Source organism: Pseudomonas frigoris, assembly GCF_047758635.1.
GTDB classification, from domain to species: domain Bacteria; phylum Pseudomonadota; class Gammaproteobacteria; order Pseudomonadales; family Pseudomonadaceae; genus Aquipseudomonas; species Aquipseudomonas frigoris.
Map to the genome: position 1 here is coordinate 2,784,810 of NZ_CP180479.1, position 24,856 is coordinate 2,809,665.

A 24,856-nucleotide genomic window follows, 5' to 3' on the forward strand; every position below is an offset into this window, starting at 1 on the left:
CGGAAATACTCATGCGATGACGTCATGTGCGGTGCTTGCAGAACGACAGGCAGATGAGGTGATGCATGACCAATGTATGTGGCTGGATTGCGCAGGCGGGGAGTTCACCCGCTCGCGATGTTCTCAAAGGCACGCAAAAAGCCGACTGGCTGATTGTCGGTGCCGGTATCACCGGGCTGTGCGCCGCTCACACACTCGCTGAAATGCACCCTCAGGCGCGGATCGTGATTGTCGACAGACAACGGGCAGCGCAGGGCGCGTCGGCGCGCAATTCGGGCTTCGTGGTGGGTCACGAACATCCGGCCAAGGATGAGCTGATCGGCAACCCGGGTTTTGCCGGTTTTGAAGTCGATACCTCGATTTCCCGTGCCGCCAGTGACGAAGTGCGCCGACGCATCGCTCGTCTGGGCATCGAATGTGAATTCAGGGAATCGGGCTACTTCTTCGCCGTCAACGATCCCGGCAAGTTGACCGATGTCGCGGCCAAACTGGCAACGCTAAGCGCTGTCGGTGCCTCTGCGCACTTTCTGGAAGGTGAACCGCTCAGCGAACAACTGGGCACCGCGCATTACCGGGCCGCGATCTGGTGCGGCAATGGCAACGCACTGCTGCAACCCGCGAAATACGTGAAGGGCCTGCTGGATACGCTGCCGAACACGGTGACCCTGTTTGAAAACACCGATATCACCGGCCTGGAGCGTTTGGGTAAAGGGCGTATTCGCGCCAATGGCACCGATGGAAGCATCGAGGCCAGGCAAGTCCTGGTGTGCCTGAACGCGTTCATCCCGCGCTCCGGGATAGAAGACAGCGGGACGTTCCCGATGGAACTCAGCGCCAGCCTGACACGGCCGCTCAGCGACGCCGAGTTCAAGTCCATCGGCGCGGTTGAGCCTTGGGGCGTGCTGTCCACCCGACCCCTGGGCGCTACGGTGCGACTGACCCCGGACCGCCGCGTGATGATCCGCAACACGGCGGAATACCGTTCTCGGGATTTATCCGACAGTGAGCTGCTGCACCGTCGCAAACACCATGTGCTCGGCTTGCAACGACGCTTCCCGTTCTTGAACGAGCAGGACATTCAATACACCTGGACCGGACACTTGAGCGCTTCACGCACCGGGCAACCGTATTTTGCCAAGGTCGACGAAGGTGTGTTTGCGGTGGCCGGCTGCAATGGTTCGGGCGTCGCACGCGGCACCCTTTGGGGACGCTTGCTCGCCGAACTGGCATCGGGTGACAGCTCGCCCATCCTCGAATCAGTGATGCGCAGAGCCCAGCCGGGCTGGCTGCCACCGCGGCCCTTGCTCGATATCGGTGCCATGCTTCGAATGCGCGTGGAGGCGGTCAGGGCCAAAACGGAAATCTAGAACACCCGGCGATCAAACAATAAAAACTCATCAAACACACGGTGATTGAACATGCGCGTCAATAACATTTCCCTGATGGTCGTGCTGTCGACGTTGTCGGCAGCCACTTACGCTGACGAAGTCGTCAATATTTCAAACTGGAACGGCTACATTGCCGACGACACCTTGACTACGTTCACCAAGGAAACGGGGATCAAGGCTACGTACGACATTCACGACAGCAACGAAGTGCTCGAATCCAAACTGATGACCGGCAACACCGGCTATGACGTGGTGAGCCCTTCGAACCATTTTCTGTCCCGATTGATAAAAGCCGGGGCGGTTCAGAAACTCGATAAAAGCCAGCTGCCCAACTGGAAAAACCTTGATCCGGCGTTGATGAAAAAACTCGAGGTCAATGATCCGGGCAACCAGTACGGTTATCCGTACATGTGGGGCACGGCGGGTATTGGCTACAACGTCGAGAAGATCAAGGCGATCTTCGGCAACACCGATGTCACTCATTCCTGGAACCTGTTTTTTGATGAAAACAACATCAAAAAGTTGAGCCAGTGCGGCGTGGCGATTATCGATAACCCTACGCAGATCCTGCCGATAACCCTGAATTACCTGGGGCTGCCGTCCCATAGTCACGAGCCGGCGGATTACAAGAAAGCCGAGCAGGCGCTGCTCAAAATCAGACCTTACGTCCAGTATTTTCACGCCTCCAAGTACATCAGCGACCTGGCGAACGGCAATGTCTGCGCGGTGATCGGTTTCAATGGCGACATCGTGCAGGCGGCCGCCAGCGCCAAGGAAGCCAACAACGGCATCGACATCGCCTATTCGATCCCTGACGAAGGTTCCACCTTGTGGTTCGACATGGTGGTCATGCCAAAGAGCGCGCCGCACGAGAAGAATGGCTACGCCTATATGAACTACCTGCTGACACCTCAAGTCATTGCCAACATCAGCAACAGCATCCATTACGCCAACCCCAACCTTGCGGCGGATCAGTATGTTGTTCCGGCCGTGAAGCAGGATCTGGCGATTTACCCGCCGACACGTGTGTTGGACAAGTTGTTTACCGTCGAGGAACTCCCCGCTGCCATCGCACGGTTGACTACTCGTCTGTGGACCAAGTTGAAAACCAATACATAACAACATCGGCACGATCCCGCACTCAGGAGTGCAGACCTAACGTCAGTCAGTTAACCCGCAATGCAATCTGTAGCAGCTGAAATTGCTTAACTGATTGGCATTAGGCTTACTCCAGAGATTCTTCGTTGCATGTCATCGCCCTAACCATGGCCTACGCTTATCCCGAGATGGATATTTACTGATCAGGGTTTGCTCCCTGATCGACGTTCAATGGGTGCCCATAAAAACAAAAAGTCTCGGGAGAAAACGCATGTTCGCTTTGTTTAGTCGATTCAGCCGCTACATGGCAGTAGGAATGACCGCTGCCGCGCTCGCGACACCGGCCTTTGCGCTGGACACCGTCAAGTTCATGGCCCCGGGTTCTGTGGGTGGCGGCTATGACCAGACCGCCAGGGTTCTGGGCAAAGCCTTGATCGAGGCCAACACGGCCAAATCCACCACCTTCGAGAACAAGGGCGGAGCAGGGGGGACGTTGGGGCTGGCGCAGTTCGCCAACAGCACCAAGGGCGATCCGAACGCGCTGCTGGTTGTCGGCGCGATCATGGTCACTGCCATTGAACAGAACAAACCGCAAATCACCTTGAAGGACGTAACGCCGATTGCCCGGCTGTTTACCGAATACAACGTGATCGCCGTCCGCAAGGAGTCTGAATTCAAAACCCTGGAGGACTTGCTGAAAGTCTTCAAAGACAAGCCGACCAGTATTTCCTGGGGCGGTGGCTCCAAGGGGTCGATCGATCACATCGGCATTGCCGAGTTGGCCGCGAAAATGGGTGTTCCGGTCAACAAGGTGAATTACGTCGCCTTCGCGGGTGGGGGTGAAGTCGTTGCTCAGGCATTGGGCGGGCAGATCAAGGTGATCACCGGTGGTTATGCCGAGCTTGGCCAATACATCAGAAACGGCCAGTTCCGTGTACTCGCCATCGGCGCGCCAGAACGCATTGAAGGTATCGATGCGCCGACCCTAAAAGAGAAAGGCTACGACGTGACCATCGGCAATTGGCGGGGTGTTTACGGTGCCGCGAACCTCACGCCTGAGCAGCGCAAAGAAGTGATCGACGCCGTCGTGGCCGCCACCAACAGCAAAGTCTGGAAAGAAAATATCGACACCAACAAATGGTCACCCAACGTCCTGACCGGCGATGAGTTCGGCAAATTCGTCGACGAAGAGCATGTGCGGCTGCGTGCGATGCTGGTCGAGGTCGGGCTGGTTTCGAAATGACTCAGTCTCGCGCAATCGTGCCGGTGCAACTGGCGATCGGCGCCGGAGTGATTGCCATCAGCGCCGTGTTGGCGGTGGGCGCATCCCGGTTTCCGCCCGAGATGGGGTTCGTCATCCTGGGGGCCCATGTCTATCCGTACGCCGTCGCGGTGTTCCTGGGCGTCGTCGGTCTGTTGCTGTGTTATCAGGCCGTCACCGGTGGTTTCCGCGAGCTGGCAGACCACAGCGACGAAGCTGCCCAAGCGCTGCCCGGCGGCAAATCCGGCGCAGCCTGGGTGACGGCGGGACTTGTGGGGGTGGCCGTGCTGATTAACCTCATCGGCTTCGTATTGGCCGCCGGGCTGCTGTTTGCCTGTTCGGCGCGGGGGTTTGGCAGTCGTCGGCCGGTGAAGGACCTCGCTATCGGCATTGCCTTGACCCTGCCGATTTACTGGCTGTTCAACGCCGGGCTAGGGGTTTCCCTGCCGCCCCTTGTCAACGCCTGGATCTGACCCGGGCCGAAGGAGGTAAACAAGGTGGAAACTCTCGCGAACCTGGCCATTGGTTTTTCCGCTGCGCTGACACCGATCAATTTGATGTGGGGCTTTATCGGCTGTTTGCTCGGCACCGCCATTGGTGTATTGCCGGGTATTGGGCCGGCGTTGACGGTGGCGCTGCTGCTGCCAATCACCGCCAAGGTCGATCCGACGGGCGCCTTGATCATGTTCGCCGGTATCTATTACGGCGCGCAGTTTGGCGGCTCGACCACCTCGATCCTGCTCAATACGCCCGGAGAATCGTCCTCCATGGTCACGGCCCTGGAAGGTAATCTCATGGCGCGCAATGGCCGGGCAGGGCCGGCCCTGGCAACGGCCGCGATAGGCTCATTTGTTGCCGGCACCATCGCGACGGTGTTGCTGACGTTGTTTGCCCCTGTTGTTGCCACGCTGGCGCTCAAGTTTGGTCCTGCGGAGTATTTCGCGATTCTGGTGCTGTCCTTCACGACGGTGTCTGCGGTACTCGGCGCTTCAATGCTGCGCGGTTTTGCCTCGCTCGGGATTGGACTGACCATCGGCTTGATCGGCCTGGACTCGACCTCGGGCATTGCCCGCTACACCTTGGCGGTGCCGGAGTTGGTTGATGGCATCGAAGTCGTGCTCGTGGCGGTCGGTTTGTTTGCCGTAGGTGAAGCCTTGTACAGCCTGCTGTATCAAAAAGAAGAAGCGTCCGGTCGGCACCGCTTGACCTCGTTGTGGATGACGCGCGCTGACTGGAAACGCTCGGTCCCCGCCTGGCTACGGGGCACATTGATCGGTTTTCCATTCGGGTCGATTCCCGCAGGGGGCGCTGAAATTCCAACGTTCCTGTCCTATTCGGCGGAACGTAAATTGAGCAAGTACCCGAAAGAGTTTGCGGGCAGCAAGGGCGAGGGGGCGATCGAGGGGGTTGCCGGTCCCGAGGCGGCCAACAACGCGAGCGCGACGGGTTCTTTGGTGCCTCTGCTGACGCTCGGCATACCGACGTCCGCCACGGCGGCGATTCTGTTGGCCGCGTTCCAGAACTACAACCTGCAGCCGGGGCCGATGCTCTTCCAGACTTCAGGGGAACTGGTTTGGACCCTGGTGGCTTCGCTGTATGTCGGCAACGTGATCCTGTTGGTGTTGAATCTCCCGCTGGTGGGCCTCTGGGTCAAACTCCTGCAGATTCCCCGGCCGTACCTGAACGCCGGCATTCTGGTGTTTGCCACCATCGGTGTGTACGGCATGCGTCACTCTTCCTTTGATCTGTTGCTGATGTTGGCGATCGGTTGGGGCGGGGTGCTGATGCGTCGTTTCGATTTTCCCGTCGCACCGGTGATCGTCGGCATGCTGCTCGGGCCCATGGCTGAGAAGCAGCTGCGCAACGCCTTGTCCATCAGCGAGGGAGACTGGCTGGTGTTTGTCACGCAACCGATATCGGCCGCGTTCCTCGCGCTGACGCTGCTGGTGCTGGTGGTTCCGCACCTGCTTCACGCCCGCGGTATCAAGTTGCATGAGGACGATTGAGCGAATTGGCCAGAGCAGCCTGCCGGGAAGGCAGGCTGCACGGGGTGCTTTGGTTAAACCAGATGGGTATTCGGCGTGAAGCGGTCTCGCCAACAGTCGTCGGGGGGACCGTTTTTGGCCTCACCATCACCCTCGTTTAGACAGTTTCCAGTCTGGCCGAATGAAATGGCAGGTGTAACCGTTGGGATAGTGTTCGAGGTAGTCCTGATGTTCCGGCTCTGCCTCCCAGAATGGGCCTGCGGGCACGATTTCAGTGACGACCTTGTCGGGCCACAAGCCAGATGCATCAGCGTCGGCCACGGTGTCCTCGGCCACCTGCTTCTGTTCATCGTTGAGATAGAAGAGTGCCGAGCGATAGCTCATACCTACATCGTTGCCCTGACGATTCTTCGTCGTCGGGTCGTGGATCTGAAAGAAAAACTCGAGGATCTGGCGATAGCTGATCTGGTCCGGATCGAACACGATCTCGATCGCTTCCGCGTGCGTGCCATGGTTGCGGTAAGTCGCATTGGGCACATCGCCGCCCGAGTAGCCTACCCGCGTGGATAGCACGCCGGGGTAGCGTCTCAGCAAATCCTGCATGCCCCAGAAGCAGCCACCGGCCAGGATGGCAGTTTCAGTTCGCGTCGTCATAGTACGGTCCCTCCCATCAGTGAATTTGGGATCAGGTATCAATGTACCTCAAGTAGTTTCGCCTTTTGGCCGAAAAAGCTCACTCAACTCTTGGCCAGCGATCCTCAATCTCATACCACGGCGCTTTCGATGCAACGCACACGTGTTTCTGTTTTTCACTCAGGAACGGCGTATCCAGCGTGCCTATCGCCACGGACATCCAATCCGAAAACTCGCCTTTGGAATCAGACCAGAACAGCGAAGCGCCGCAATCGCCACAGAACTGTCGGGCGACACCTTCGGACGAGTGATAGGTTTTCAGCGTCTCGACATCCGCAATGATCGTAATCGCCGACCTGGGTGCGCTCGCATACGTCGCGAAGGCTGCCCCGTGGCCCTTGCGACATTGGCTGCAATGGCAATGGGTAACCGCTTTCAGCTCGGTGGCCACTCGATATTTCACAGCGCCGCACAGGCAACTTCCTTGGTGGAGTCCATCCATGTTCATGTTTCTCAGGTGTCGGTCGCATCACTGTAGCGGTCTGGTGTGGAGTTTGGCGAGTTGGGTGAAACATCAGGCTCACTGGCCTTTTCTACGAGTGGTCGCAGTTTGAATCGACAGACATTGCCGCTGCGCACCATGCACTCCGTGTGATCGACTTCACCACCGCCTAACGCTCCGATCAAGGCCAGGTTTGCCCTCGCGCGGTATCAGAACTTGCCCGGTACGTCTTGCAGGCAAAAGAAGAGAGCAGGGGACACGCGTAGCCTGGCTAACAGGTGTCCCCTTGGTTACGCAAAAATCAGAACTTGAACGCTTGTCGACCGATCAGCAACCAGTGGCCTTTCTGTTTTTGCCAAATCTGGAAGTTCTCGATTTCGGTCGGAACCACTTCGGTGCCTTTGAGCGCTTGTGCCGAGAAGTGATGGCGCACCAACGCCACGTCACCCGATATGGTGATGGTCTGGTTCTGCATCTCTAACGTTTTGAACGCGCTTTTGCCGGTTTCGATATCGTCGATGAATGCTTTCTTGTCCTGGATCTTCCCGCTGGAATGCCCGTAGGTCAGGTTCTCGGCGGTCAGCGCTTTCAGTTCGGCAATGTTCTTGTGCAACATGGCTTGCGTCAGATGATCGACGGCTTGCGCAACATCCTTGTCCGCGGAAGCGGGGGCGGCTGCTACATAGCCACTGAAGAGGCACAAGAATCCAATCAGCAGTTTCACTTTTTTCATGGGTGTTTCCTTGTTGTTGTGGGTCGTCGGAGCGGGAGTGAAAACGTCACTCGTCGGTCGTCGTACAACCTAGCATGCGACCAAGGAAAAAACGAACTTGCGTTGAGAGCCTGTCTCGAAGTTAAAGGTCGGGACGCTGTTCCAAAAAATGAAGGTGAAAACTCTTGGCCGGGACGACGCTGGGTTCGTTGTTTCACATCGGTTGTGCGGGCTGGAACCTGCCTCGTGAGCACTGGCCGATGTTTCCTGCCCACGGCACGCATTTGCAGCGGTATGCGTCGCAGCTGACAGCGGTAGAAATCAACAGCTCGTTTTATCGACCGCATCGCCCACAAACGTATTTACGCTGGGCGCAATCGGTACCGGTGCCGTTTCGGTTTTCGGTGAAGGTGCCCAAACTCATCACTCATGTGCAGCGATTGCAGGGTTGCGAGCAGCTGCTGGACGAGTTTCTTTCCCAGTGCACGGCGCTTGGCGATTCGTTGGGTTGTCTTCTGGTTCAGTTGCCGCCGTCGCTGTCTTACGACGAGGGCACCGCCACACAGTTCTTCCTGGCTTTGCGGCAGCGATATGCAGGGGCTTTGGTACTCGAGCCTCGGCATGAAACCTGGCTGAACGCAGACGCTTTATTGGTGGAGCAGAAAGTCGGGCGAGTCGCGGCTGATCCGTCGCCGATGCCAGGTGGTGGGACACCGGGTGGCTGGCCTGGCATTCAATACTGGCGGCTGCATGGCTCGCCACGCATTTATCACAGTGACTATGAGCCGGATCGATTGCAGGCGTTGGCGCAGCAAATGCAAAAAGCGGCGCAGGCGGGGATCCCCACCTGGTGCATCTTCGATAACACCGCCAGCGGTTTTGCACTGGGCAATGCCTTGGCTTTGCAGGCGCACATCGACGAGTTCGGTATTGCTGGGGTTCCTGATCGCTCATGAAAAACCCAAAGACCACAACCGAAGCAAAGTCTTCAATTGCCGGGTGTAGTCGGCACGACTCGCCATTACAATGCAACATGTAGTAACTCATCATTTATAGGGATATTGGCTAGTGGATGACAACAGAAGGCCCATCAAGACGCGCTCTGCGGGCTGGGCAAAGCGCATCACCGACATTCTGGTGAAAAGAGACATTTCCCCCAATCAGATCTCCGTCGCCAGCATCGCCTTCGCGTTTGCCGGCGTCGTGGCGCTCAATATCGATAGCGGTGTCATTGGATCGATCTGCTGCGCGATCGGTATTCAGTTGCGCCTGCTGTGCAACCTCTTCGATGGGATGGTGGCGATAGAGGGCGGCAAGAAGTCCGACATCGGCAGTCTCTACAACGAATTCCCGGACCGGATTGCCGACAGCCTGCTGATCGTAGGGCTGGGGTATGCCATTGGGCAATCCGACCTCGGATGGTTCGCTGCCCTGGCCGCTGCACTTACTGCTTATGTCAGGGTGTTCGGCGGCTCGATCGGTCTCAAGCAGACCTTCATCGGCCCTATGGCCAAGCAGCATCGAATGGCCGTGATGACCGCAGGACTGCTGCTGAATGCCATCGAAGCAAACGTTTATGGCACTCGCTACGTGCTGTTGATCGCGCTGGCTGTCATCGCCATTGGCTCAGTCGCAACCTGTGTCACACGAACGCTGGCGATCGCCAGGCAGCTGAAGGGGACCGACCATGTGGATCAGTAATGCGCTGATTTCTGTTCTTCGACTGCTGATTGGCGTCACGGCCAGGTGGGAGAGCCCGCCGGATCTCACGCGTCAGCGAATCTATTTCGCCAATCACACCAGTCACATGGACACCTTGGCCATCATTGCAGCCCTGCCGCCCAAGGCCAGGTTAAATGTGAAGCCGATCGCCGCTGCCGATTACTGGGGAAAGAACCGGTTTCTGTCGTACATCTCCCAGAAAGGCCTGAATGCCGTGCTGATTGACCGTAAACCGGCACCCGGTAAAAACGCGCTGGAGCCCATTTTCGATGTGGTGCAGGCGGGGCATTCGATCATCTTCTTTCCGGAAGGCACTCGCTCATCCGAGGCACTGCCCGGGGAATTCAAATCAGGTCTTTTCCGGCTGGCCGAGACCTTCCCCGATGTTGACCTGGTGCCGATCTACCTGGAAAACCTTCATCGCTCCATGCCCAAAGGCAAACACGTCCCTCTGCCGATCATCTGCACGATCCGTATCGGCAATCCGATGGAAAGGATTGCTGGCGAGGATAAACAGGTGTTTCTGGAACGCGCGCGTAACGCCATTGTGGGGCTGTCGAAATGAGTCTTGAAGCAAAGTTTTTGTGGTTCTTTTTTGGATTGGCATGCTTGCTGGCGATTGCTTCGCTGGCCGGTCGATTGCTGGCCCGGCGGGCCAAAACGGAAGGCGCTGTCTCGACCATCGAAAACCTCAATCAGCGCGTGAATGCCTGGTGGGGGATGGTCATCATCTTCTTCGCTTCCTACCTGCTTGGCGGCAATGCAACGGTCGTCCTGTTCGGATTCATCTCACTGTTCGCGCTCAGGGAGTTCATCACCCTGACACCGACCAGACGGGGTGACCATAACGCCCTGTTTTCGGCGTTTTTCATCCTGATCCCGCTGCAATACATTCTGATCGGTACTCACTGGTATTCGATGTTCACGCTGCTGATTCCGGTGTATTCATTCCTGCTGCTACCGGCGATTGCGGTGCTGAGTCAGGACACTGACGGCTTCCTGGAAAGGACGGCAAAAATCCAGTGGGGCGTGATGATCTGCATTTATTGCATCAGCCATGCGCCCGCGCTTTTGCTTTTGGATCTGGAAGGATTCACGGGCCAAAACGCGCTGCTGCTGTTCTATCTGGTGTTCGTCGTTCAGTTGAGTGACGTGTTGCAGTACGTGTTCGGCAAGCTCTTCGGCAAACACAAGGTCGCGCCGCTGGTGAGTCCGTCAAAAACGGTGGAAGGACTGGTCGGTGGCGGCTTGTCTGCAACGCTGATTGGCGGCTGCATGTTCTGGATGACTCCCTTCAGCTTCTGGCAATCGCTGATGATGTCGTTCGTCATCGTGGTGATGGGCTTCCTCGGTGGTCTGGTCATGTCGGCGATCAAACGCAGTTTGAGCGCCAAGGACTGGGGAACCATGATCAAAGGTCACGGCGGCATGCTCGACCGGATGGACTCGATTTGCTTCGCAGCACCAATCTTCTTTCACCTGACGCGATACTTCTTCTCTGCTGCCTGATTCGGGCGCCCTCAAAACCGAAAAACATACCGCATGTCGTAAAGACATGCGCGTATGGATATCCGCTTCAATAACCACTCGTGCCAGTCGATAACCTTTTCAGCAAACCAATCCGCAGTTGGCTTTACGCCACTGACAAACGTGCTGAGAGAGGATCCACAGAGTGTCCATAAAATTACGTTTGATTCTGCTGATTGGCACCGGGCTGATTACCGCGTTGATCATGAGTCTGGTCAGTTACCTGGGAAACACCCAGATGGCTGAGGCGGTGAATGACAACGAGGTCAGTATGGCCGTGCTGCGCAATCACCTTGAAGCCGACATGATGCACGACGCGTTACGCGCCGACGTGCTGTCGGCGATGCTGGTCGGGTTGGGTAAAAGCACCAGCAGCAAAGCCGAGGTGCGCAGTTCCACCGAGGAACATGCGGCGCATTTTCGTGAAATGCTCGGGGAAAACCTCAAACTGCCGGTCAACGACACCCTTAAAGCGGGCCTGAACAAGATCAAGCCCAGCCTCGATACCTACATCAGCGCAGCCGAACGCATCGTCGCGCTGGCGCTGGAAAATCCGGAGGCCGCGCAACAACAACTGGGCAGTTTCAGTAGCGTATTCAGCCAGCTGGAAGATCAGATGGCCGCCCTCAGCGAACTGATCGAAACCAATACCCAACAGACCAGTGTCGGCACTCAGAAAGTCATCAGTAACGCCAATTTCACCCTCGGCGGCGTCCTCATCGCCAGCCTGTTATTGCTGCTGGCCTTGGGGCGCGGGGTGATGCTGAGCATCATGGGGCCGTTGCAAACCGCCAGCCGCATCGCCGACAGCATCGCCCATGGCAACCTGAGCGAGCCGATTGTCGAGCCCACACACAACGACGAAGCGAGCGCGCTGATTCGCAGCCTCGCGACCATGCAGCGCGACCTGCGCGCCATGATCGAAGTCGTGCGCAGCAACGCCCACGGCGTGAGCGGCATGAGTGAGCAATTGAGCAGTGGCTGCCACGAAGTGGCCGGTAGCAGCCAGCAACAAAGCGTAGCCGCCAGCACCATGGCGGCGGCTGCCAGCGAAATGACCGCGAGCATCGAGGAAATCACCCGGCATGCCGAGCGCGCATTGAACATGGCCAATCAGGCCGAGGCACTGGCCAAGGATGGCGGTCGTGTGATCCATCAGGTGGTCAACGACATGGACGGTATTGCGCGTTCGGCGCAGCAATCGGCCCAGGTGATCCGCACGCTGGACAAGGAGTCCGAAGGGATTTTCAGCATCATTCAGGTGATCAAGGGCATCGCCGATCAAACCAACCTGCTGGCGCTTAACGCCGCGATCGAAGCCGCTCGTGCCGGTGAGCAAGGGCGTGGGTTTGCCGTGGTGGCCGACGAAGTGCGAAGCCTGGCGGGACGCACCAGCGCCTCCACCCAGGAAATTGCCACGATGGTGTCACGCATCCAGCAAAGCACCCGCGAGGCAGTGACCAGCATGGAGGCGGGTGTGGCGCAGGTCGACAAAGGCATGGCCGTGACCGCCGACGTCGAGCGCGCCATCCGCGAAATCCTCGACGCCACGCTGAACACCACGCAACTGGTCAACGACATCACCCGCACCATCGGTGAGCAGAGCCTGGCCAGCAACGAAATCGCCCATCAGGTCGAAATGATTGCCGGCATGTCCGAAGGCAACAGCAAGATCATCGGCCGGACCGCCTCGACCACCGATGAGTTGTCCACCCTGGCGGGCAAGCTGTCGCAGTCGGTGGATCGGTTTCGGCTTTGATGCGGGGCTAAAAGATCGCAGCCTTCGGCAGCTCCTACGGGATTCGCGTACATCCGAGACGTACGCGATCGATGTAGGAGCTGGCGCAGCCTGCGATCTTTTGATCTAGAGGTATTTATCCGTCACGGCGCCTTCCGAGGCGCTGGACACGGTCTTCGCGTACTTGGCCAACACACCGCGTTTGTACTTGGATTCCGGGCGCACCCAGCGGGTTTTGCGCTCGGCCAGTTCGGCGTCGGAAACATCGACCGAAATCTGCCGTGTTTCAGCATCGATGGTGATCTTGTCGCCGTCTTCAATCAGCGCGATCGGCCCGCCATCAAAGGCTTCGGGCGTGATATGGCCCACCACAAACCCGTGTGAACCGCCGGAGAAGCGGCCGTCGGTGATGAGCGCAACGTCCTTGCCCAGCCCTTTGCCCATCACCGCCGAAGTCGGCGAGAGCATTTCGCGCATGCCAGGGCCACCTTTTGGGCCTTCGTAACGGATCACGATCACATCGCCGGCCTTGACTTCGCCGTTGAGGATGCCGGCCAGCGCACCTTCCTCGCCGTGATACACACGAGCTGTGCCTTCAAAGCGCAAGCCTTCCTTGCCGGTGATCTTGGCCACGGCGCCGGTGGGCGAAAGGTTGCCGCGCAACACCACCAAATGGGAGTCTTTTTTGATCGGTTGGTCGAAGGGCAGGATCACGTCCTGTCCCTCGGGATAGTCGGGCACGTTTTCCAGGTTTTCGGCCAGGGTTTTGCCGGTGACCGTCAGCGCATCGCCATGCAACATGCCGGCGGCGAGCATGCGCTTCATCAGCGGCTGAATGCCGCCGATGGCCACCAGTTCACTCATCATGTATTGACCGCTGGGGCGCAGGTCGGCCACCACCGGGGACACCTTGCCCAGCTCGACGAAATCATCCAGCGTCAGCTCGACATCCACGGCATGCGCCATGGCCAGAAGATGCAGCACGGCATTGGTCGAGCCGGCGAGGGCGATCACCACCCGGATCGCATTTTCAAAGGCCTTGCGGGTCATGATGTCGCGCGGTTTGAGGTCTAACTTGAGCAGCTCCATGACCTGCTGACCGGCGCGGAAACTGTCCGACGCCTTGTCGCTGCCGACGGCGTCCTGAGAGCTGGAACCGGGCAGGCTCATGCCCAACGCCTCAATCGCCGAAGCCATGGTGTTGGCGGTGTACATGCCGCCGCAGGAACCAGGGCCTGGAATCGCCACTTCCTCGATTTGCTTGACCTGAATCTCGCTGATATCCCCCCGCGCGTGCTGACCCACAGCCTCGAACACGGAGATGATATCGGTGTGGCCGGCGCCCGGCCGGATGGTGCCGCCATAGACGAAGATGGAAGGGCGATTCAGCCGCGCCATGCCGATCAGGCAGCCCGGCATATTCTTGTCACAACCGCCCACGGTCACCAGGCCGTCAAAGCCTTCGCAGCCGGCCACCACTTCAATGGAATCGGCGATCACTTCCCGCGACACCAGCGAATACTTCATGCCTTCGGTGCCGTTGGCGATGCCGTCGGAAATGGTGATCGTGTTGAAAATGACGCCCTTGGCGCCGGCGGCATTCGCGCCTTTTTCGGCTTCAATCGCCAGCTTGTCGATGTGCATGTTGCAGGGCGTCACCATCGCCCACGTGGAGGCGATGCCGATCTGCGGTTTCTTGAAGTCCTCGTCCGTGAAACCCACTGCGCGCAGCATGGATCGTCCCGGCGCGCGTTCCACGCCGTCGACCACTTGGGAGGAATATTTGCGCAAATCGTTTTTGTCGCTCATGACTGCTCCTCGCAGGCTCGTCGAGAAAATCACGATGAGTATAGTGGGCTCAGCGCTCGTGCCCGGACTATCAAGTCGGGAACAGACGCGCGGGTTTGCCCGGTCGTGATATTCTTCGCCCCAACTTGCTTTGACCTATTCAGTTTGCGCGTTCTCGAGACGCGCCAACAGAATCACTGTCGCTCAAGTAGCTGAAGCCAATAATGATAAAAAGTCAGTTCAGTAGGGACATATAAACTGAGGTCGATGCATAAGTCGGCCTTGTGTGCCCACCCTCCAATCCTGATCAGTGCGCAACCCACAGCATGCTGCCTGCATGCCGTGAACCAGGGGGCCTCATGCATGAGGATGGAAGGGCGGATGGCGTTTTATCATAGGTGCTACACATGTTTAAAAAAATGAACACGGCCCTGCTGGGGCTGGCTTTGTCGATGGGGATCGCGTCCGCTCATGCGGAAGAGGCAAAGAAAGTCGATGTGCTGCTCATCGGCGGCGGCATCATGAGCGCGACCCTCGGTGTCTGGCTCAATGAGCTGGAACCGGGTATGTCGATGGAAATGGTCGAGCGCCTCGACGGCGTCGCCCTGGAAAGCTCCAATGGCTGGAACAATGCCGGTACCGGTCACTCCGCCCTGGCCGAGTTGAACTACACCCCGGAAGACGATAAAGGCAACGTTCAGATCCCGAAAGCCGTTGAAATCAACGAAGCCTTCCAGATCTCCCGTCAATTCTGGGCCTGGCAGGTTCAGCAAGGCGTGCTGAAGAACCCGCGTTCGTTCATCAACTCCACGCCACACATGAGCTTTGTGTGGGGCGATGACAACATCAAGTTCCTGAAAAAGCGCTACGAAGCCCTGCAAGCGAGCCCGCTGTTCGCCGGTATGCAGTACTCCGAAGATCCGGCTGTGATCAAGAAGTGGGTTCCGCTGATGATGGAAGGGCGTGACCCGACCCAAAAAGTCGCGGTCACCTGGAGCCCGATCGGTACCGACATGAACTTTGGCGAGATCACCCGCCAATTCGTCGCGCACCTGCAAACCACGCCGAAGTTCGACTTGAAGCTGTCTAGCGAAGTGCAAGACATCACCAAGAACGCAGACGGCAGCTGGCGCGTCAGCTACAAAAACCTGAAAGACGGCACCAAAACCGAAACAGACGCCAAGTTCGTCTTCATCGGCGCGGGCGGCGGTGCACTGCACCTGCTGCAGAAGTCCGGCATTCCTGAGGCCAAGGAATACGCAGGCTTCCCGGTAGGCGGCTCGTTCCTCGTGACCGAGAACCCGACCATCGCCGAGCAGCACCTGGCCAAGGCCTACGGCAAAGCCTCCGTTGGCGCACCGCCAATGTCGGTTCCGCACCTGGACACCCGTGTCCTGGACGGCAAGCGCGTCATCCTGTTTGGCCCATTCGCGACCTTCAGCACCAAGTTCCTGAAAGAAGGCTCGTACCTGGACCTGTTGACCACTACTACCACGCACAACGTGTGGCCAATGACCAAAGTCGGCATCAAGGAATACCCGCTGGTCGAGTACCTGGCTGGCCAACTGATGCTGTCTGACGAAGACCGCCTCAACGCCCTGAAAGAATACTTCCCGAACGCCAAAGCCGAAGATTGGCGCCTGTGGCAAGCCGGCCAGCGCGTGCAAATCATCAAGCGTGATGAAGCTGCCGGTGGCGTGCTGAAGTTGGGTACTGAGATTGTTGCCTCGCAAGACGGCACTATTGCTGGTCTGCTTGGCGCATCGCCGGGCGCTTCGACTGCTGCACCGATCATGCTGACCGTGCTGCAGAAGGTGTTCAAGGACAAGGTTGCTTCGCCAGCCTGGCAGGAAAAGCTGCACCAGATCGTGCCTAGCTATGGCACTCAGTTGAATGGCAGCCCTGAGAAAGTGGCTGAGGAGTGGGCTTACACCGCCAAGGTGTTGCAGCTCACTCCGCCGCCGGCGATTGGTCAGATGGTGGCTCCGGCTGCTGCTCCGGCTGCTCCGGCTAAGGCGCCAAAAGCTAATGCTGCTACTGATATGGCTCTGTAACTAGAGGCCTGATCAAAAGCCCACTGAACCGGTGACGGTCAGTGGGCTTTTTTGTGTCTGGGATTCAATCTTGCAGATTACAAAATGCTAAGGCTGGCGAGTTTTTTGTGGCGAGGGGGCTTGCCTCCGTTGAGCTGCGAAGCGGCCCCAGAAACGTAAACGATCACTCAACGTCGTACATTAATTCCAAGCTTTTTATCCAATCATTCGGAGCGCTGTATCTTGCGTAATAAATTTCCCTTTCTGCTGCGCTTAAATCAGTAAAAAAAGGCGAGAAGTAGCTGTCGTTATAGTAGCCCTGAGCGCCTTGCATATCGCCTCCCCACCAAGAAGGGTTGTACTTCTCGAAAACAATCCATGGAGGAGGCACGGAGAATTTCTCGCGAGCAATGCTGGCCAAGAAATCAACACTATTGGTGACCAGTCGTACAGTCACAGAGTTGAATTCTCTGGTAGATATGAAAAACACCAAGTGCTCAGTTTTTTGAGTGTTTACATACTGCTTTACGGGTAGTTCGTTAAACGTTTTTTCAGTCGCATACGTGAAGTTGTCTTCGACGAGCGTCAAAAACTTACGAGTATCTTCGTTGCCGATTAAAAATGGAGAGTAGTAGGCTGGAATGCCTATGTCCTCCAAAGACGTGTTTTGCGGATAGTCGGGTAGGGGAGGATCAATATTTAATAAAGACTTAGTAAAAATCGACTTCAGTTCTGGTATGGAATATCCGACGATTTGCTCTTTCGGCTCCTGCTTTATGAGGGCTTTGATACGACTAAAAATGCTCATGATCTGTCTCAGTCCTGTAGGTATTCGGTGAGCCAACTGGCCCCGAAATAACCTGCGGTGCCGAAGATAATCCCTCCGACAGCTCCACTAACGATTGCTCCGGGACCCGTTTCGATGCCAACCACAGCACCCGCGACGACACCTATCCTTGCTCCAGCAATAGCTCCGCCCCAACCACCAGCCTGCTTGACCACCTCAATAGAAATAGGCTTGATGCTCTTTTGCTTGATTGACTCGTCTGCTGCCAATTTTAAATCATATGCGGTGAAGCCAATGGCAAATACTCTGACCACTCTCGCACCTTTGATGAATACGTTTGTGGCTTTGTACGAGCCAGGTGTAAAAATTGCTTTAGGAGGTATTTTGTCAGCTTGAACCAATACCTCTTTATCGATATTTTTTACCCACTCGGCGATTTGATCGATCTTGGCCACGTTTTTAGGAGCGACTTTTTTATACCGCTCCAAGGACTGTAAGATTTCTTCGGTGGTAACCAGTTTTGCTCCCGCGGCCTTGGCTTTCGCAACATCTATGTAAACGGCCTTTCCTTCAAAGCGTGGCGAGCCATCAGGGAAGATAGAGCTGGTTGATACGTAGCTGGATGGATATTTTCTGCTGCTAAAAACATGTTCGGCTACGGTGGCGTTTGATTTCGGGTCAACAGGCATCATGCCAAATTTTTCTGGCCAGATTTCATGCTTGATTCGAAACTCCGGAAGATTTTTTGCAATCAAGTGAGGGTTGTCCGGAGAGGCATAAATCTTTCTGACCAGCAAACCATCTTTACCAATTTCCTCGACCACAACAAACATATGGATGTTGGCAGGCATTGGGTAGCCAGACACATTGCTTACCGAGCCAGCTTGTTGATTCGTCGGAACCTTACAAGAGAACTCGGTCATGCCTCACCCCACTTTTCAAGTGCGGCAACGCCTGTTGTGATTTCCAGTGTTTCCTGCTTTTTGGTAGTGATTCGTAGCGTATGCCCTGACTCGTCAGAAAATCCGGTGTAAACCTGACCGGCTTCATCTTTGATGTGATAGGGCACATGGGCGAGAGGCTGGCCGTCGCTTCCGAGAATACGGAACTGCTCATTGAATGGCTGCAACCACAGCGGCATCGGTAAAGGCGGGATGAAATCCGTAGGCGTGTGTGAGTTGCCGATGACCACCGTTCCAGAGCCACTCACCACGTTATTGCCATGGGCACCGACGCTGCCCACAGTTGCGGCGGGTTTGCCGTTGATAAGAACAGTAGAGGCTACCTCCCCGACAATGGGACTGCCGCACGCACTTTTGTCATCTTGGCGAGCAGCAGCCAAACCGTCAAAGAAAACATCGGAAGAGCCCGCAGCGATGGGGTTAACCCCATGGCCGGGAAGTGGACAGCTAGTGGGGTCCGTGACTCGGGCAGCAGGTTTGCCAGCCATTTTGAACATCCTTGTAAAATGAATAGTCGACGATTGTTACACAAAGAATCTGCTGACAACCATCGCTATCCTGTTTGGTCCAATGGCAATCTTTAGCACCAAGTTCCTGAAAAGGCTCGTACCTGGACCTGCTGACCTCCACCACATACAACGTGTGACCAATGACCAAAGTCGGCATCAAGGAATACCCGCTGGTCGAGTACCTCGCCGGCCAACTGATGCTGTCTGACGAAGACCGCCTCAACGCCCTGAAAGAATACTTCCCGAACGCCAAAGCCGAAGATTGGCGCCTGTGGCAAGCCGGCCAGCGCGTGCAAATCATCAAGCGTGATGAAGCTGCCGGTGGCGTGCTGAAGTTGGGTACTGAGATTGTTGCTTCGCAAGACGGCACCATTGCTGGTCTGCTTGGCGCATCGCCGGGCGCTTCGACTGCTGCACCGATCATGCTGACCGTGCTGCAGAAAGTGTTCAAGGACAAGGTGGCTTCGCCGGCCTGGCAGGAAAAGCTGCACCAGATCGTGCCGAGTTATGGCACTCAGTTGAATGGCAGCCCTGAGAAAGTGGCTGAGGAGTGGGCTTACACCGCCAAGGTGTTGCAGCTGACTCCGCCGCCGGCGATGGGTCAGGTGGTGGCTCCGGCTGCTGCTCCGGCTGCTCCGGCTAAGGCGCCAAAAGCTAATGCTGCTACTGATATGGCTCTGTAACTAGAGGCCTGATCAAAAGCCCACTGAACCGGTGACGGTCAGTGGGCTTTTTTTGTGTCCCGAATTCAGCTTTACAGATTACGCAACACTAAGGCCGAAGCGGGCGGACCGCTAACTCATTACTGCGTTGGTTTTTGCTCAACGTCCTCCGAACCGCTAGAGGTGGCCGCATCTTTGTCCGTCTCTTCCGACTCTGCGCCGGAGTTTGAACCCGCAGCTTCCTCACCTTTTTTGTCAGCCTTGTCCTCCTTGGACTCAGTGCCCTGAGCCTGGTTGGCTCCGGGAAGCGCGGCAGGCGGCACAGCAGATTCTCCAGTCGTCTTTTCGGCAGCAAGTGCCAAAAACGAGCACGCGAGCAGGCCCGCGATCGTGAGAGCAGCCATTGTCCTGTTCATCATTTAGGTCTGCCATGTGAGGGGTGTATAGCGTTGGAAAAACCGGGACGGGGAAGGTGCTGAGAAAGTGACAAACGGTGGTGTTTCCTGAGTTCACAGCTCCAGAGATAGCCAAAGTAGTGCCTTCATCCATCGCGACAAAATGGCTTAAGATCACCGAAGGCTGGAATGGATTATCTCGACTAAAGGACGCGACATTTATGGAAATCCCCTTTTCTCAAATCAGCGAGCGTTTGAACAATCGCCGATTTTCGGTAGCAGACAACGCCCACGGGCTATCCGATGCACGCACAGTATTTCACTACCATGTCGAGGAAAGTGCTATTTGGGGTACTTACCAGGGCGGCCATATCCGCATGGGTAATCAAGTCGGGCGCGTGACATGCCCCGATACCATTGAGCTTCTTTATCAGTGCCTGACTACGGATGGTGAGATTCTTGCCGGCTGGTCCCGGGGCACAGTTGGCGTTGATCACGCAGGACGTACCACGCTGACCTTCGTATGGGGTTGGCTGTCGGGCGCGACTGGAGGTGGGGAGTCGAGTTACGTCGAGCTTGTGGCGTAGCGGTTAAGGAGAAAAAGGGGGCGGATTTACTTGTAAGAAAAGGCCACTGAGCCAGTGACGGCCAGTGGCCTTTTTTGTGTCCTTCAAACCGGCGAACTCACCCGCATCCCTCGCGCCGGGTCATCCAGCAATTTGAATTGCTCCACCATGAAATCAATCAGCATCCGCATCGAGGGCAGCATCCCATGCCTGCTCGCAAACACGGCATAAATCATCTCCGTCCTCGGCGCCCAGTCTGGCAAAACCACCACCAGTTGCCCGCGATCAATGTAGTCGTGCACCAGCGACATGGGCATCTGCGCAATACCCACGCTGTCCATCGCTGCGCAACGCAGCATCGGCAGTCCCTTGGTGATGAGTTGCGGACGATGCTGAATCGTAAATTCCGCGCCATCTTCGTGGAACAACGTCCAACTGTAATCACGTTGCGGACTGCCGTGATGGACGCTGGGGAAGCGTGACAGGTCTTCCGGTTCCAGGGGCTCGCCAAGGCGCTGCAATAGCGCGGGACTGGCGACCAGACATTGTGGCCGCTGGGACATGACTCGGTTCACCAGGTCCGAATCCTGAAGGGGCGGCGGGCGTACTCTCAGTGCGAGATCAACACCCTCGGCCACCACGTCGACTTGACGGTCGCTAGCTTCCAGATGCACTTCGACTCGCGGGTGCATGGCCATGAATCGCGTGATCATGCTGCCTACGCATTCTTCCAGTAACACCGTCGGGCAGGTGACGCGCAGCAAGCCGCCAGGTTCGGAGCGGGTCATGGCAACGGCCGCTTCAGCAGCTTCGGCCTCTTTCAGCATTGAACGGCAATGGGCGTAATACGTCAGCCCTAATTCCGTCACTTTGAAACTGCGGGTGTTACGGATGATCAAGCGCACGCCGAGTCTTTCTTCGAGCAGTGCGATCCGTCGGCTGAGGTTGGATTTTGGAATGCCTAGCGCGCGTGCGGTCGGCGCGAAGCCGCCGTGGTCCACCACCATAACAAAGTACTGAAGGTCATTGAGATCGAGCACTGGGCAACATTCATTCAGCCAAAGGAGGCCAACTATACAAGAAGGATCGTCCACTGTATGGGAAAGAGAAACCAACTATTGGGGCCTAGTTGACCAGGCAACACGGCGGCTAGATTGCCGCTGTTTGGTTGGTTCACTTAAGGAGATACAGATGTTACGCAGGACAGTTCTCGCCATGGCGTTGGGGTTGGCCGCACTGGGTTCGGTGTGTTGGGCCACTGCTGCAAACGATCCTTCCGTGGTGCTGGTCCACGGTGCGTTTGCCGACGGTTCTGATTGGGCGAAGGTGATCACCTTGTTGCAGGCCAAGGGTGTGCAAGTACGGGCCGTACAGAACGGTTTGAATTCGCTGGCCGATGATGTGGCCACAACCCGCCGCGCGATTGAAACGGCGCCGGGCAAAGTGGTGCTGGTGGGGCATTCGTGGGGCGGCAGTGTGATCACCGAAGCCGGTGCCAGTGACAAGGTAGCGGCGCTGGTCTACGTGGCCGCCTTCGTCCCGGACGTCGGGCAGACCACGGGTGAACTCGGCAAAGACTATCCGCCGTCGCCGGGCATGCGCGAATTTGTTGCCGACAAGGCCGGGTATCTGTCGCTCACGCAGCACGGTATGGAGCAGGATTTTGCCCCGGACGTGCCCGCTGCGCAGACCCGGTTGATGGCGGCCACGCAAGGCGCCATCAATGCCCGAGCTTTCGACGAGCGCATCAGCGTGGCTGCGTGGAAGCAGAAGCCATCGTGGTACATCGTCAGTGAGCGCGATCGCATGATTGCACCTGAACTTCAACGCGCACTCGCCAGGAAAATAAACGCCACAACGACGGCGCTGCCTACCAGCCACGTGCCGCATCAGTCCCGCCCCGCAGACGTGGCCAAGGTCATTACCGAAGCGCTCAACACCACGCGCTGAACAGACCTGCGATGTAAATCAAAGTCGCCAGATCAATAAATAGGGATATGAAAGATGACTGTAAACAGCAAGGTATTCGACTTTGTCATTCTGGGCGGCGGTTCTGCCGGTGCCGTATTGGCGGCGCGATTGTCGGAAGACGAACACCATAGTGTTTTGTTGGTCGAGGCGGGTCGAGCCTTTGAGCCCGATGAATATCCAGAAGCGATCTACAGCAGCAATATCATCGCCGCCAACGCGGATGGACGTTATGAGTGGGGGTATTTCGCAACACCGGTTGATCAACCGCAAGCGGTCTACACCCCGCGTGGAAAAGTACTGGGCGGAAGTTCTGCCATCAATGGCGCCGTCGCCTGCCGTGCTTTGCCTTTTGACTTTGCGCGCTTCACTGCCAAAGGCCTGAAAGGCTGGTGCTTTGAAGAGGTGCTGCCCTATTACAAAAAAATGGAGCGCACCCCGCACGGTGAAGAAAAATGGCACGGCCGTAGCGGGCCACTTCCGATTCACCAAATGTCATTGGAATACATCACCCCTGTACAGCGCGCAATGGTCGAGGCGGCATGGGCTTGCGGCGCCAACAAAGTCGACGACTTCAATGACCCCGACGCCAATAACGGCGCGGGCGCTATTCCAATGAACGTGATCAACGGAGTACGCGTTAACACCGGGATGGCCTATCTCACGCGTGCAGTACGCGCTCGCCAGAACCTGACGATCCTGGATCAAAGCCTCATCGACAAAGTGTTGATTGAAGGTGGCAAGGTTCAGTCCGTACTGTTGGCCGGAGGCGAAAAAGTTCACGGCAGAGAAGTCATTCTTTGTGCTGGCGCCTATGGCTCTGCTGCCATTCTTCTACGTTCAGGCATCGGCCCCAGGGCCGATCTTGAAGCATTGGATATTCCCTTGGTCAAAGAGGCGCCGGTCGGTGTTCGACTGCTCGATCATGCGTTCTTCTGGATGAATTTCAGTGGAACTGAAGCGTTGAAGGGGCAGGATCATCCGGTGGTGGGTGCGCAGTTGTGGACCCACTCATCCTATGCCGGTTCGGATAAGGAACTGGATATCGCTATTTCTCCCTCGCATTTACTCGATCCCGCCAGCAGTCCGACAGGTGTCGCGTTTTCGCTGGGTCTGGAACTGATGCATTGCACGTCCCACGGTCGCCTGCGTTTGAAAAGTCGCGATCCCGAAGAGGCACCTGTTATCGAACTGAATCACCTGACCAGTGAGGATGATATGAACAGGATGATCGAGTGCTTCCGTCTGGCCAGAAAACTGGCCAACACGGAGCCGCTTAAAAGCATGATCGTGGAAGAACTCTATCCAGGCTCATCCACTGACGACAGTGATGAGCACATTCGTGCCGCGCTGGCCAAAGGTGTGGGCACTTTGCAGCACCCTTGTTCGACTGCGCCGATGGGATTGCCAGATGACATAAATGCCGTAGTGGATGAGGAGGGGCGCGTTTACGGCATAGAAGGGCTACGCGTTATTGATGCGTCTATTTTCCCCGAGATCCCGCTGATCAACTTGAACCCGACCGTCATCATGACGGCGGAAAAGTTGTCCGATGCCATTAAAAAATCCCGCCAGTCCGCATAAAAAACCTTGAGGGGGCATGCCATCTGGAAGGCATGCTCCCGACTTTCTCTGGATTACTAAAACTTGAACAAACTGTCCGAGATGCATTCTTTCGTCATGGTGGTGGACACCGGCAGTATTTCTGAAGCCGCGCGGCGTTTGGGTATCGCCAAGTCAATGGTCAGCCTGCGGATCCAGCAATTGGAAAAGCGCCTGGGCAGCATCTTGTTGGAGCGTGGCCGTCAGGCCCGGCTGACTGAGTCGGGCGAGGTGTTTTACCGTTATTGCGTGCGTATTCTGGCCGATGTCGAAGATGCCGAAGATGCAGTGTTGGCGTTTCAATCGAGTTTGCGCGGGGTCCTGCGGCTTGCCGCGCCGATGGCCTTCAGCATTCGCTACCTGACGCCGATTCTGTCGTCCTTCGCGGTGCGTTACCCCGAGTTGCGGCTGGATGTCGAGTTTGATGACCGCCACGTCAACCTGCACGAAGAGCAGTATGACGCGGCCATCCGCATCGGCGAGTTGCCTGACTCCTCCCTGGTCGCCAAGACCATTACGCCCAACCGTCACATCATCTGTGCGAGTCCGGATTACCTGGCCGCTCACGGCACACCGCAAACACCGCAAGAGCTGGCCCAGCATTTCGCCATGCTCTATGTGAATCGCGAACCCCACGGCATGTGGACGCTGCCGGTGAACAACACCTTGGAATCTTTCCGTGTCCGTTGCCGTATGCGCACCAATAATGGCCATCAACTTTTGGAAGCCGCCAAGGCCGGTATGGGCCTGGCGATTTTGCCGACCTTCCTGGCGGCGCAGGCGATTGTCGCCGGTGAACTTAAGGAGGTACTCGCGCCTTATGCCCCACGCGGCGGCAACATCTCGGCGGTTTACCGACGATCCCAGAGAGCTTCGCCCAAACTTCAGGCGCTGATCAACTTCCTCATCGAGCAGATCGGCAGCCCGCCGGTGTGGGAGCAAATGCTGACGGCTCACCCGCAGCCGCAACGTTGATTCGTTCGAGAAAAACGAAACGTGGAATCGTCTTTTGCTGGCT

General features: G+C 56.9%; 24 protein-coding genes and 3 pseudogenes. 17 read left to right on the forward strand and 10 right to left on the reverse strand.

The window, feature by feature from the left end; translation table 11 throughout:
• The first annotated feature begins 65 nt into the window (after positions 1-65).
• The 5 genes from ACMXYH_RS12715 to ACMXYH_RS12735 all read left to right on the forward strand — a co-directional run bounded on the left by ACMXYH_RS12715 (position 66) and on the right by ACMXYH_RS12735 (position 5,753).
• On the forward strand, positions 66-1,367 hold the full coding sequence (locus tag ACMXYH_RS12715; RefSeq protein ID WP_415767277.1) for an NAD(P)/FAD-dependent oxidoreductase: 1,302 nt from the start codon (positions 66-68) through the stop codon (positions 1,365-1,367).
• A 51-nt stretch (positions 1,368-1,418) separates the two neighbouring features.
• Complete coding sequence (locus ACMXYH_RS12720) at positions 1,419-2,507, forward strand: polyamine ABC transporter substrate-binding protein (RefSeq protein ID WP_415767278.1); 1,089 nt, start codon at positions 1,419-1,421, stop codon at positions 2,505-2,507.
• 250 nt (positions 2,508-2,757) lie between these two features.
• Positions 2,758-3,729: a tripartite tricarboxylate transporter substrate binding protein gene (locus tag ACMXYH_RS12725; protein ID WP_129436654.1), complete on the forward strand. Its 972-nt coding sequence runs from the start codon at positions 2,758-2,760 to the stop codon at positions 3,727-3,729.
• A complete protein-coding gene (locus ACMXYH_RS12730; RefSeq protein ID WP_415767279.1) occupies positions 3,726-4,220 on the forward strand; it encodes a tripartite tricarboxylate transporter TctB family protein in 495 nt (164 codons plus the stop codon). The genes ACMXYH_RS12725 and ACMXYH_RS12730 overlap by 4 nt, the downstream gene beginning before the upstream one ends.
• 24 nt (positions 4,221-4,244) lie before the next feature.
• Positions 4,245-5,753 (forward strand): tripartite tricarboxylate transporter permease, encoded by a 1,509-nt coding sequence (locus ACMXYH_RS12735; protein ID WP_056743448.1) that lies wholly within the window; start codon positions 4,245-4,247, stop codon positions 5,751-5,753.
• A 126-nt stretch (positions 5,754-5,879) separates the two neighbouring features.
• Here ACMXYH_RS12735 and msrA read toward each other — a convergent pair whose 3' ends face one another.
• From msrA to ACMXYH_RS12755, 4 genes and pseudogenes are all read right to left on the reverse strand, one after another.
• Positions 5,880-6,386 (reverse strand): peptide-methionine (S)-S-oxide reductase MsrA, encoded by a 507-nt coding sequence (msrA, locus tag ACMXYH_RS12740; protein ID WP_415767280.1) that lies wholly within the window; start codon positions 6,384-6,386, stop codon positions 5,880-5,882.
• A gap of 79 nt (positions 6,387-6,465) precedes the next feature.
• The gene (locus ACMXYH_RS12745) at positions 6,466-6,867 is read right to left on the reverse strand and encodes a GFA family protein (RefSeq protein ID WP_129445029.1); all 402 of its coding nucleotides are present in this window, start codon (positions 6,865-6,867) and stop codon (positions 6,466-6,468) included.
• A gap of 11 nt (positions 6,868-6,878) precedes the next feature.
• Positions 6,879-7,061, reverse strand: a pseudogene (locus ACMXYH_RS12750) (hypothetical protein); the annotation flags it as partial.
• Between the two features lie 107 nt (positions 7,062-7,168).
• Positions 7,169-7,600, reverse strand: coding sequence for a nuclear transport factor 2 family protein (locus tag ACMXYH_RS12755; RefSeq protein WP_415767281.1), 432 nt, complete (start codon positions 7,598-7,600; stop codon positions 7,169-7,171).
• 239 nt (positions 7,601-7,839) lie between these two features.
• Between ACMXYH_RS12755 and ACMXYH_RS12760 the strand changes: the two genes are divergently transcribed.
• The 6 genes and pseudogenes from ACMXYH_RS12760 (at position 7,840) to ACMXYH_RS12785 (ending at position 12,587) form a co-directional block, all read left to right on the forward strand.
• Positions 7,840-8,535 (forward strand): DUF72 domain-containing protein, encoded by a 696-nt coding sequence (locus ACMXYH_RS12760; RefSeq protein WP_134418624.1) that lies wholly within the window; start codon positions 7,840-7,842, stop codon positions 8,533-8,535.
• A 112-nt stretch (positions 8,536-8,647) separates the two neighbouring features.
• Positions 8,648-9,280, forward strand: coding sequence for a CDP-alcohol phosphatidyltransferase family protein (locus ACMXYH_RS12765; RefSeq protein ID WP_415767282.1), 633 nt, complete (start codon positions 8,648-8,650; stop codon positions 9,278-9,280).
• Positions 9,267-9,866, forward strand: coding sequence for a lysophospholipid acyltransferase family protein (locus ACMXYH_RS12770; RefSeq protein WP_129436649.1), 600 nt, complete (start codon positions 9,267-9,269; stop codon positions 9,864-9,866). The genes ACMXYH_RS12765 and ACMXYH_RS12770 overlap by 14 nt, the downstream gene beginning before the upstream one ends.
• The gene (locus tag ACMXYH_RS12775; protein WP_134418514.1) at positions 9,863-10,810 is read left to right on the forward strand and encodes a phosphatidate cytidylyltransferase; all 948 of its coding nucleotides are present in this window, start codon (positions 9,863-9,865) and stop codon (positions 10,808-10,810) included. Before ACMXYH_RS12770 ends, ACMXYH_RS12775 begins: the two co-directional genes overlap by 4 nt.
• A gap of 163 nt (positions 10,811-10,973) precedes the next feature.
• Positions 10,974-11,729, forward strand: a pseudogene (locus ACMXYH_RS12780) (MCP four helix bundle domain-containing protein); the annotation flags it as partial.
• Between the two features lie 132 nt (positions 11,730-11,861).
• Complete coding sequence (locus ACMXYH_RS12785) at positions 11,862-12,587, forward strand: methyl-accepting chemotaxis protein (protein WP_405046658.1); 726 nt, start codon at positions 11,862-11,864, stop codon at positions 12,585-12,587.
• Between the two features lie 105 nt (positions 12,588-12,692).
• Here the strand turns inward: ACMXYH_RS12785 and ilvD are convergent, their stop codons facing one another.
• Positions 12,693-14,375 carry a dihydroxy-acid dehydratase gene (gene ilvD / locus ACMXYH_RS12790; RefSeq protein WP_415767283.1) on the reverse strand — a complete coding sequence of 561 codons (1,683 nt, stop codon included), beginning with the start codon at positions 14,373-14,375 and terminating at the stop codon, positions 12,693-12,695.
• 386 nt (positions 14,376-14,761) lie between these two features.
• On the opposite strand from ilvD, the gene mqo reads away from it, so the two are divergent.
• On the forward strand, positions 14,762-16,408 hold the full coding sequence (mqo, locus tag ACMXYH_RS12795; RefSeq protein ID WP_415767284.1) for a malate dehydrogenase (quinone): 1,647 nt from the start codon (positions 14,762-14,764) through the stop codon (positions 16,406-16,408).
• Positions 16,409-16,571: 163 nt separating this feature from the next.
• Here the strand turns inward: mqo and ACMXYH_RS12800 are convergent, their stop codons facing one another.
• Genes ACMXYH_RS12800 through ACMXYH_RS12810 form a run of 3 tightly spaced genes read right to left on the reverse strand, consistent with a single transcriptional unit; the run spans position 16,572 to position 18,624 of the window.
• A complete protein-coding gene (locus tag ACMXYH_RS12800; protein WP_415767285.1) occupies positions 16,572-17,195 on the reverse strand; it encodes a hypothetical protein in 624 nt (207 codons plus the stop codon).
• Between the two features lie 8 nt (positions 17,196-17,203).
• Positions 17,204-18,097 carry a glycine zipper family protein gene (locus ACMXYH_RS12805; protein ID WP_415767286.1) on the reverse strand — a complete coding sequence of 298 codons (894 nt, stop codon included), beginning with the start codon at positions 18,095-18,097 and terminating at the stop codon, positions 17,204-17,206.
• Positions 18,094-18,624, reverse strand: a complete 531-nt coding sequence (locus ACMXYH_RS12810) for a PAAR domain-containing protein (RefSeq protein WP_415767287.1) — start codon at positions 18,622-18,624, stop codon at positions 18,094-18,096. The genes ACMXYH_RS12805 and ACMXYH_RS12810 overlap by 4 nt, the downstream gene beginning before the upstream one ends.
• Before the next feature lie 67 nt (positions 18,625-18,691).
• Here ACMXYH_RS12810 and ACMXYH_RS12815 point away from each other — a divergent pair.
• Positions 18,692-19,328 (forward strand): annotated as a pseudogene (locus ACMXYH_RS12815) (malate:quinone oxidoreductase); the annotation flags it as partial.
• Positions 19,329-19,447: 119 nt separating this feature from the next.
• On the opposite strand, the gene ACMXYH_RS12820 reads toward ACMXYH_RS12815, so the two are convergent.
• Positions 19,448-19,723 (reverse strand): hypothetical protein, encoded by a 276-nt coding sequence (locus tag ACMXYH_RS12820; protein ID WP_415767689.1) that lies wholly within the window; start codon positions 19,721-19,723, stop codon positions 19,448-19,450.
• 200 nt (positions 19,724-19,923) lie between these two features.
• On the opposite strand from ACMXYH_RS12820, the gene ACMXYH_RS12825 reads away from it, so the two are divergent.
• The gene (locus tag ACMXYH_RS12825) at positions 19,924-20,289 is read left to right on the forward strand and encodes a hypothetical protein (RefSeq protein ID WP_415767288.1); all 366 of its coding nucleotides are present in this window, start codon (positions 19,924-19,926) and stop codon (positions 20,287-20,289) included.
• A gap of 83 nt (positions 20,290-20,372) precedes the next feature.
• On the opposite strand, the gene ACMXYH_RS12830 is transcribed toward ACMXYH_RS12825, so the two are convergent.
• Positions 20,373-21,275, reverse strand: coding sequence for a LysR substrate-binding domain-containing protein (locus ACMXYH_RS12830; RefSeq protein ID WP_432760530.1), 903 nt, complete (start codon positions 21,273-21,275; stop codon positions 20,373-20,375).
• Between the two features lie 184 nt (positions 21,276-21,459).
• Here ACMXYH_RS12830 and ACMXYH_RS12835 point away from each other — a divergent pair, with 184 nt between their 5' ends.
• The 3 genes from ACMXYH_RS12835 (at position 21,460) to ACMXYH_RS12845 (ending at position 24,813) form a co-directional block, all read left to right on the forward strand.
• Positions 21,460-22,218 (forward strand): alpha/beta fold hydrolase, encoded by a 759-nt coding sequence (locus ACMXYH_RS12835; protein ID WP_415767290.1) that lies wholly within the window; start codon positions 21,460-21,462, stop codon positions 22,216-22,218.
• 54 nt (positions 22,219-22,272) lie between these two features.
• On the forward strand, positions 22,273-23,820 hold the full coding sequence (locus tag ACMXYH_RS12840) for a GMC family oxidoreductase (protein WP_415767291.1): 1,548 nt from the start codon (positions 22,273-22,275) through the stop codon (positions 23,818-23,820).
• Positions 23,821-23,883: 63 nt separating this feature from the next.
• On the forward strand, positions 23,884-24,813 hold the full coding sequence (locus ACMXYH_RS12845) for a LysR family transcriptional regulator (protein ID WP_415767292.1): 930 nt from the start codon (positions 23,884-23,886) through the stop codon (positions 24,811-24,813).
• The last annotated feature ends 43 nt before the right edge of the window (positions 24,814-24,856 follow it).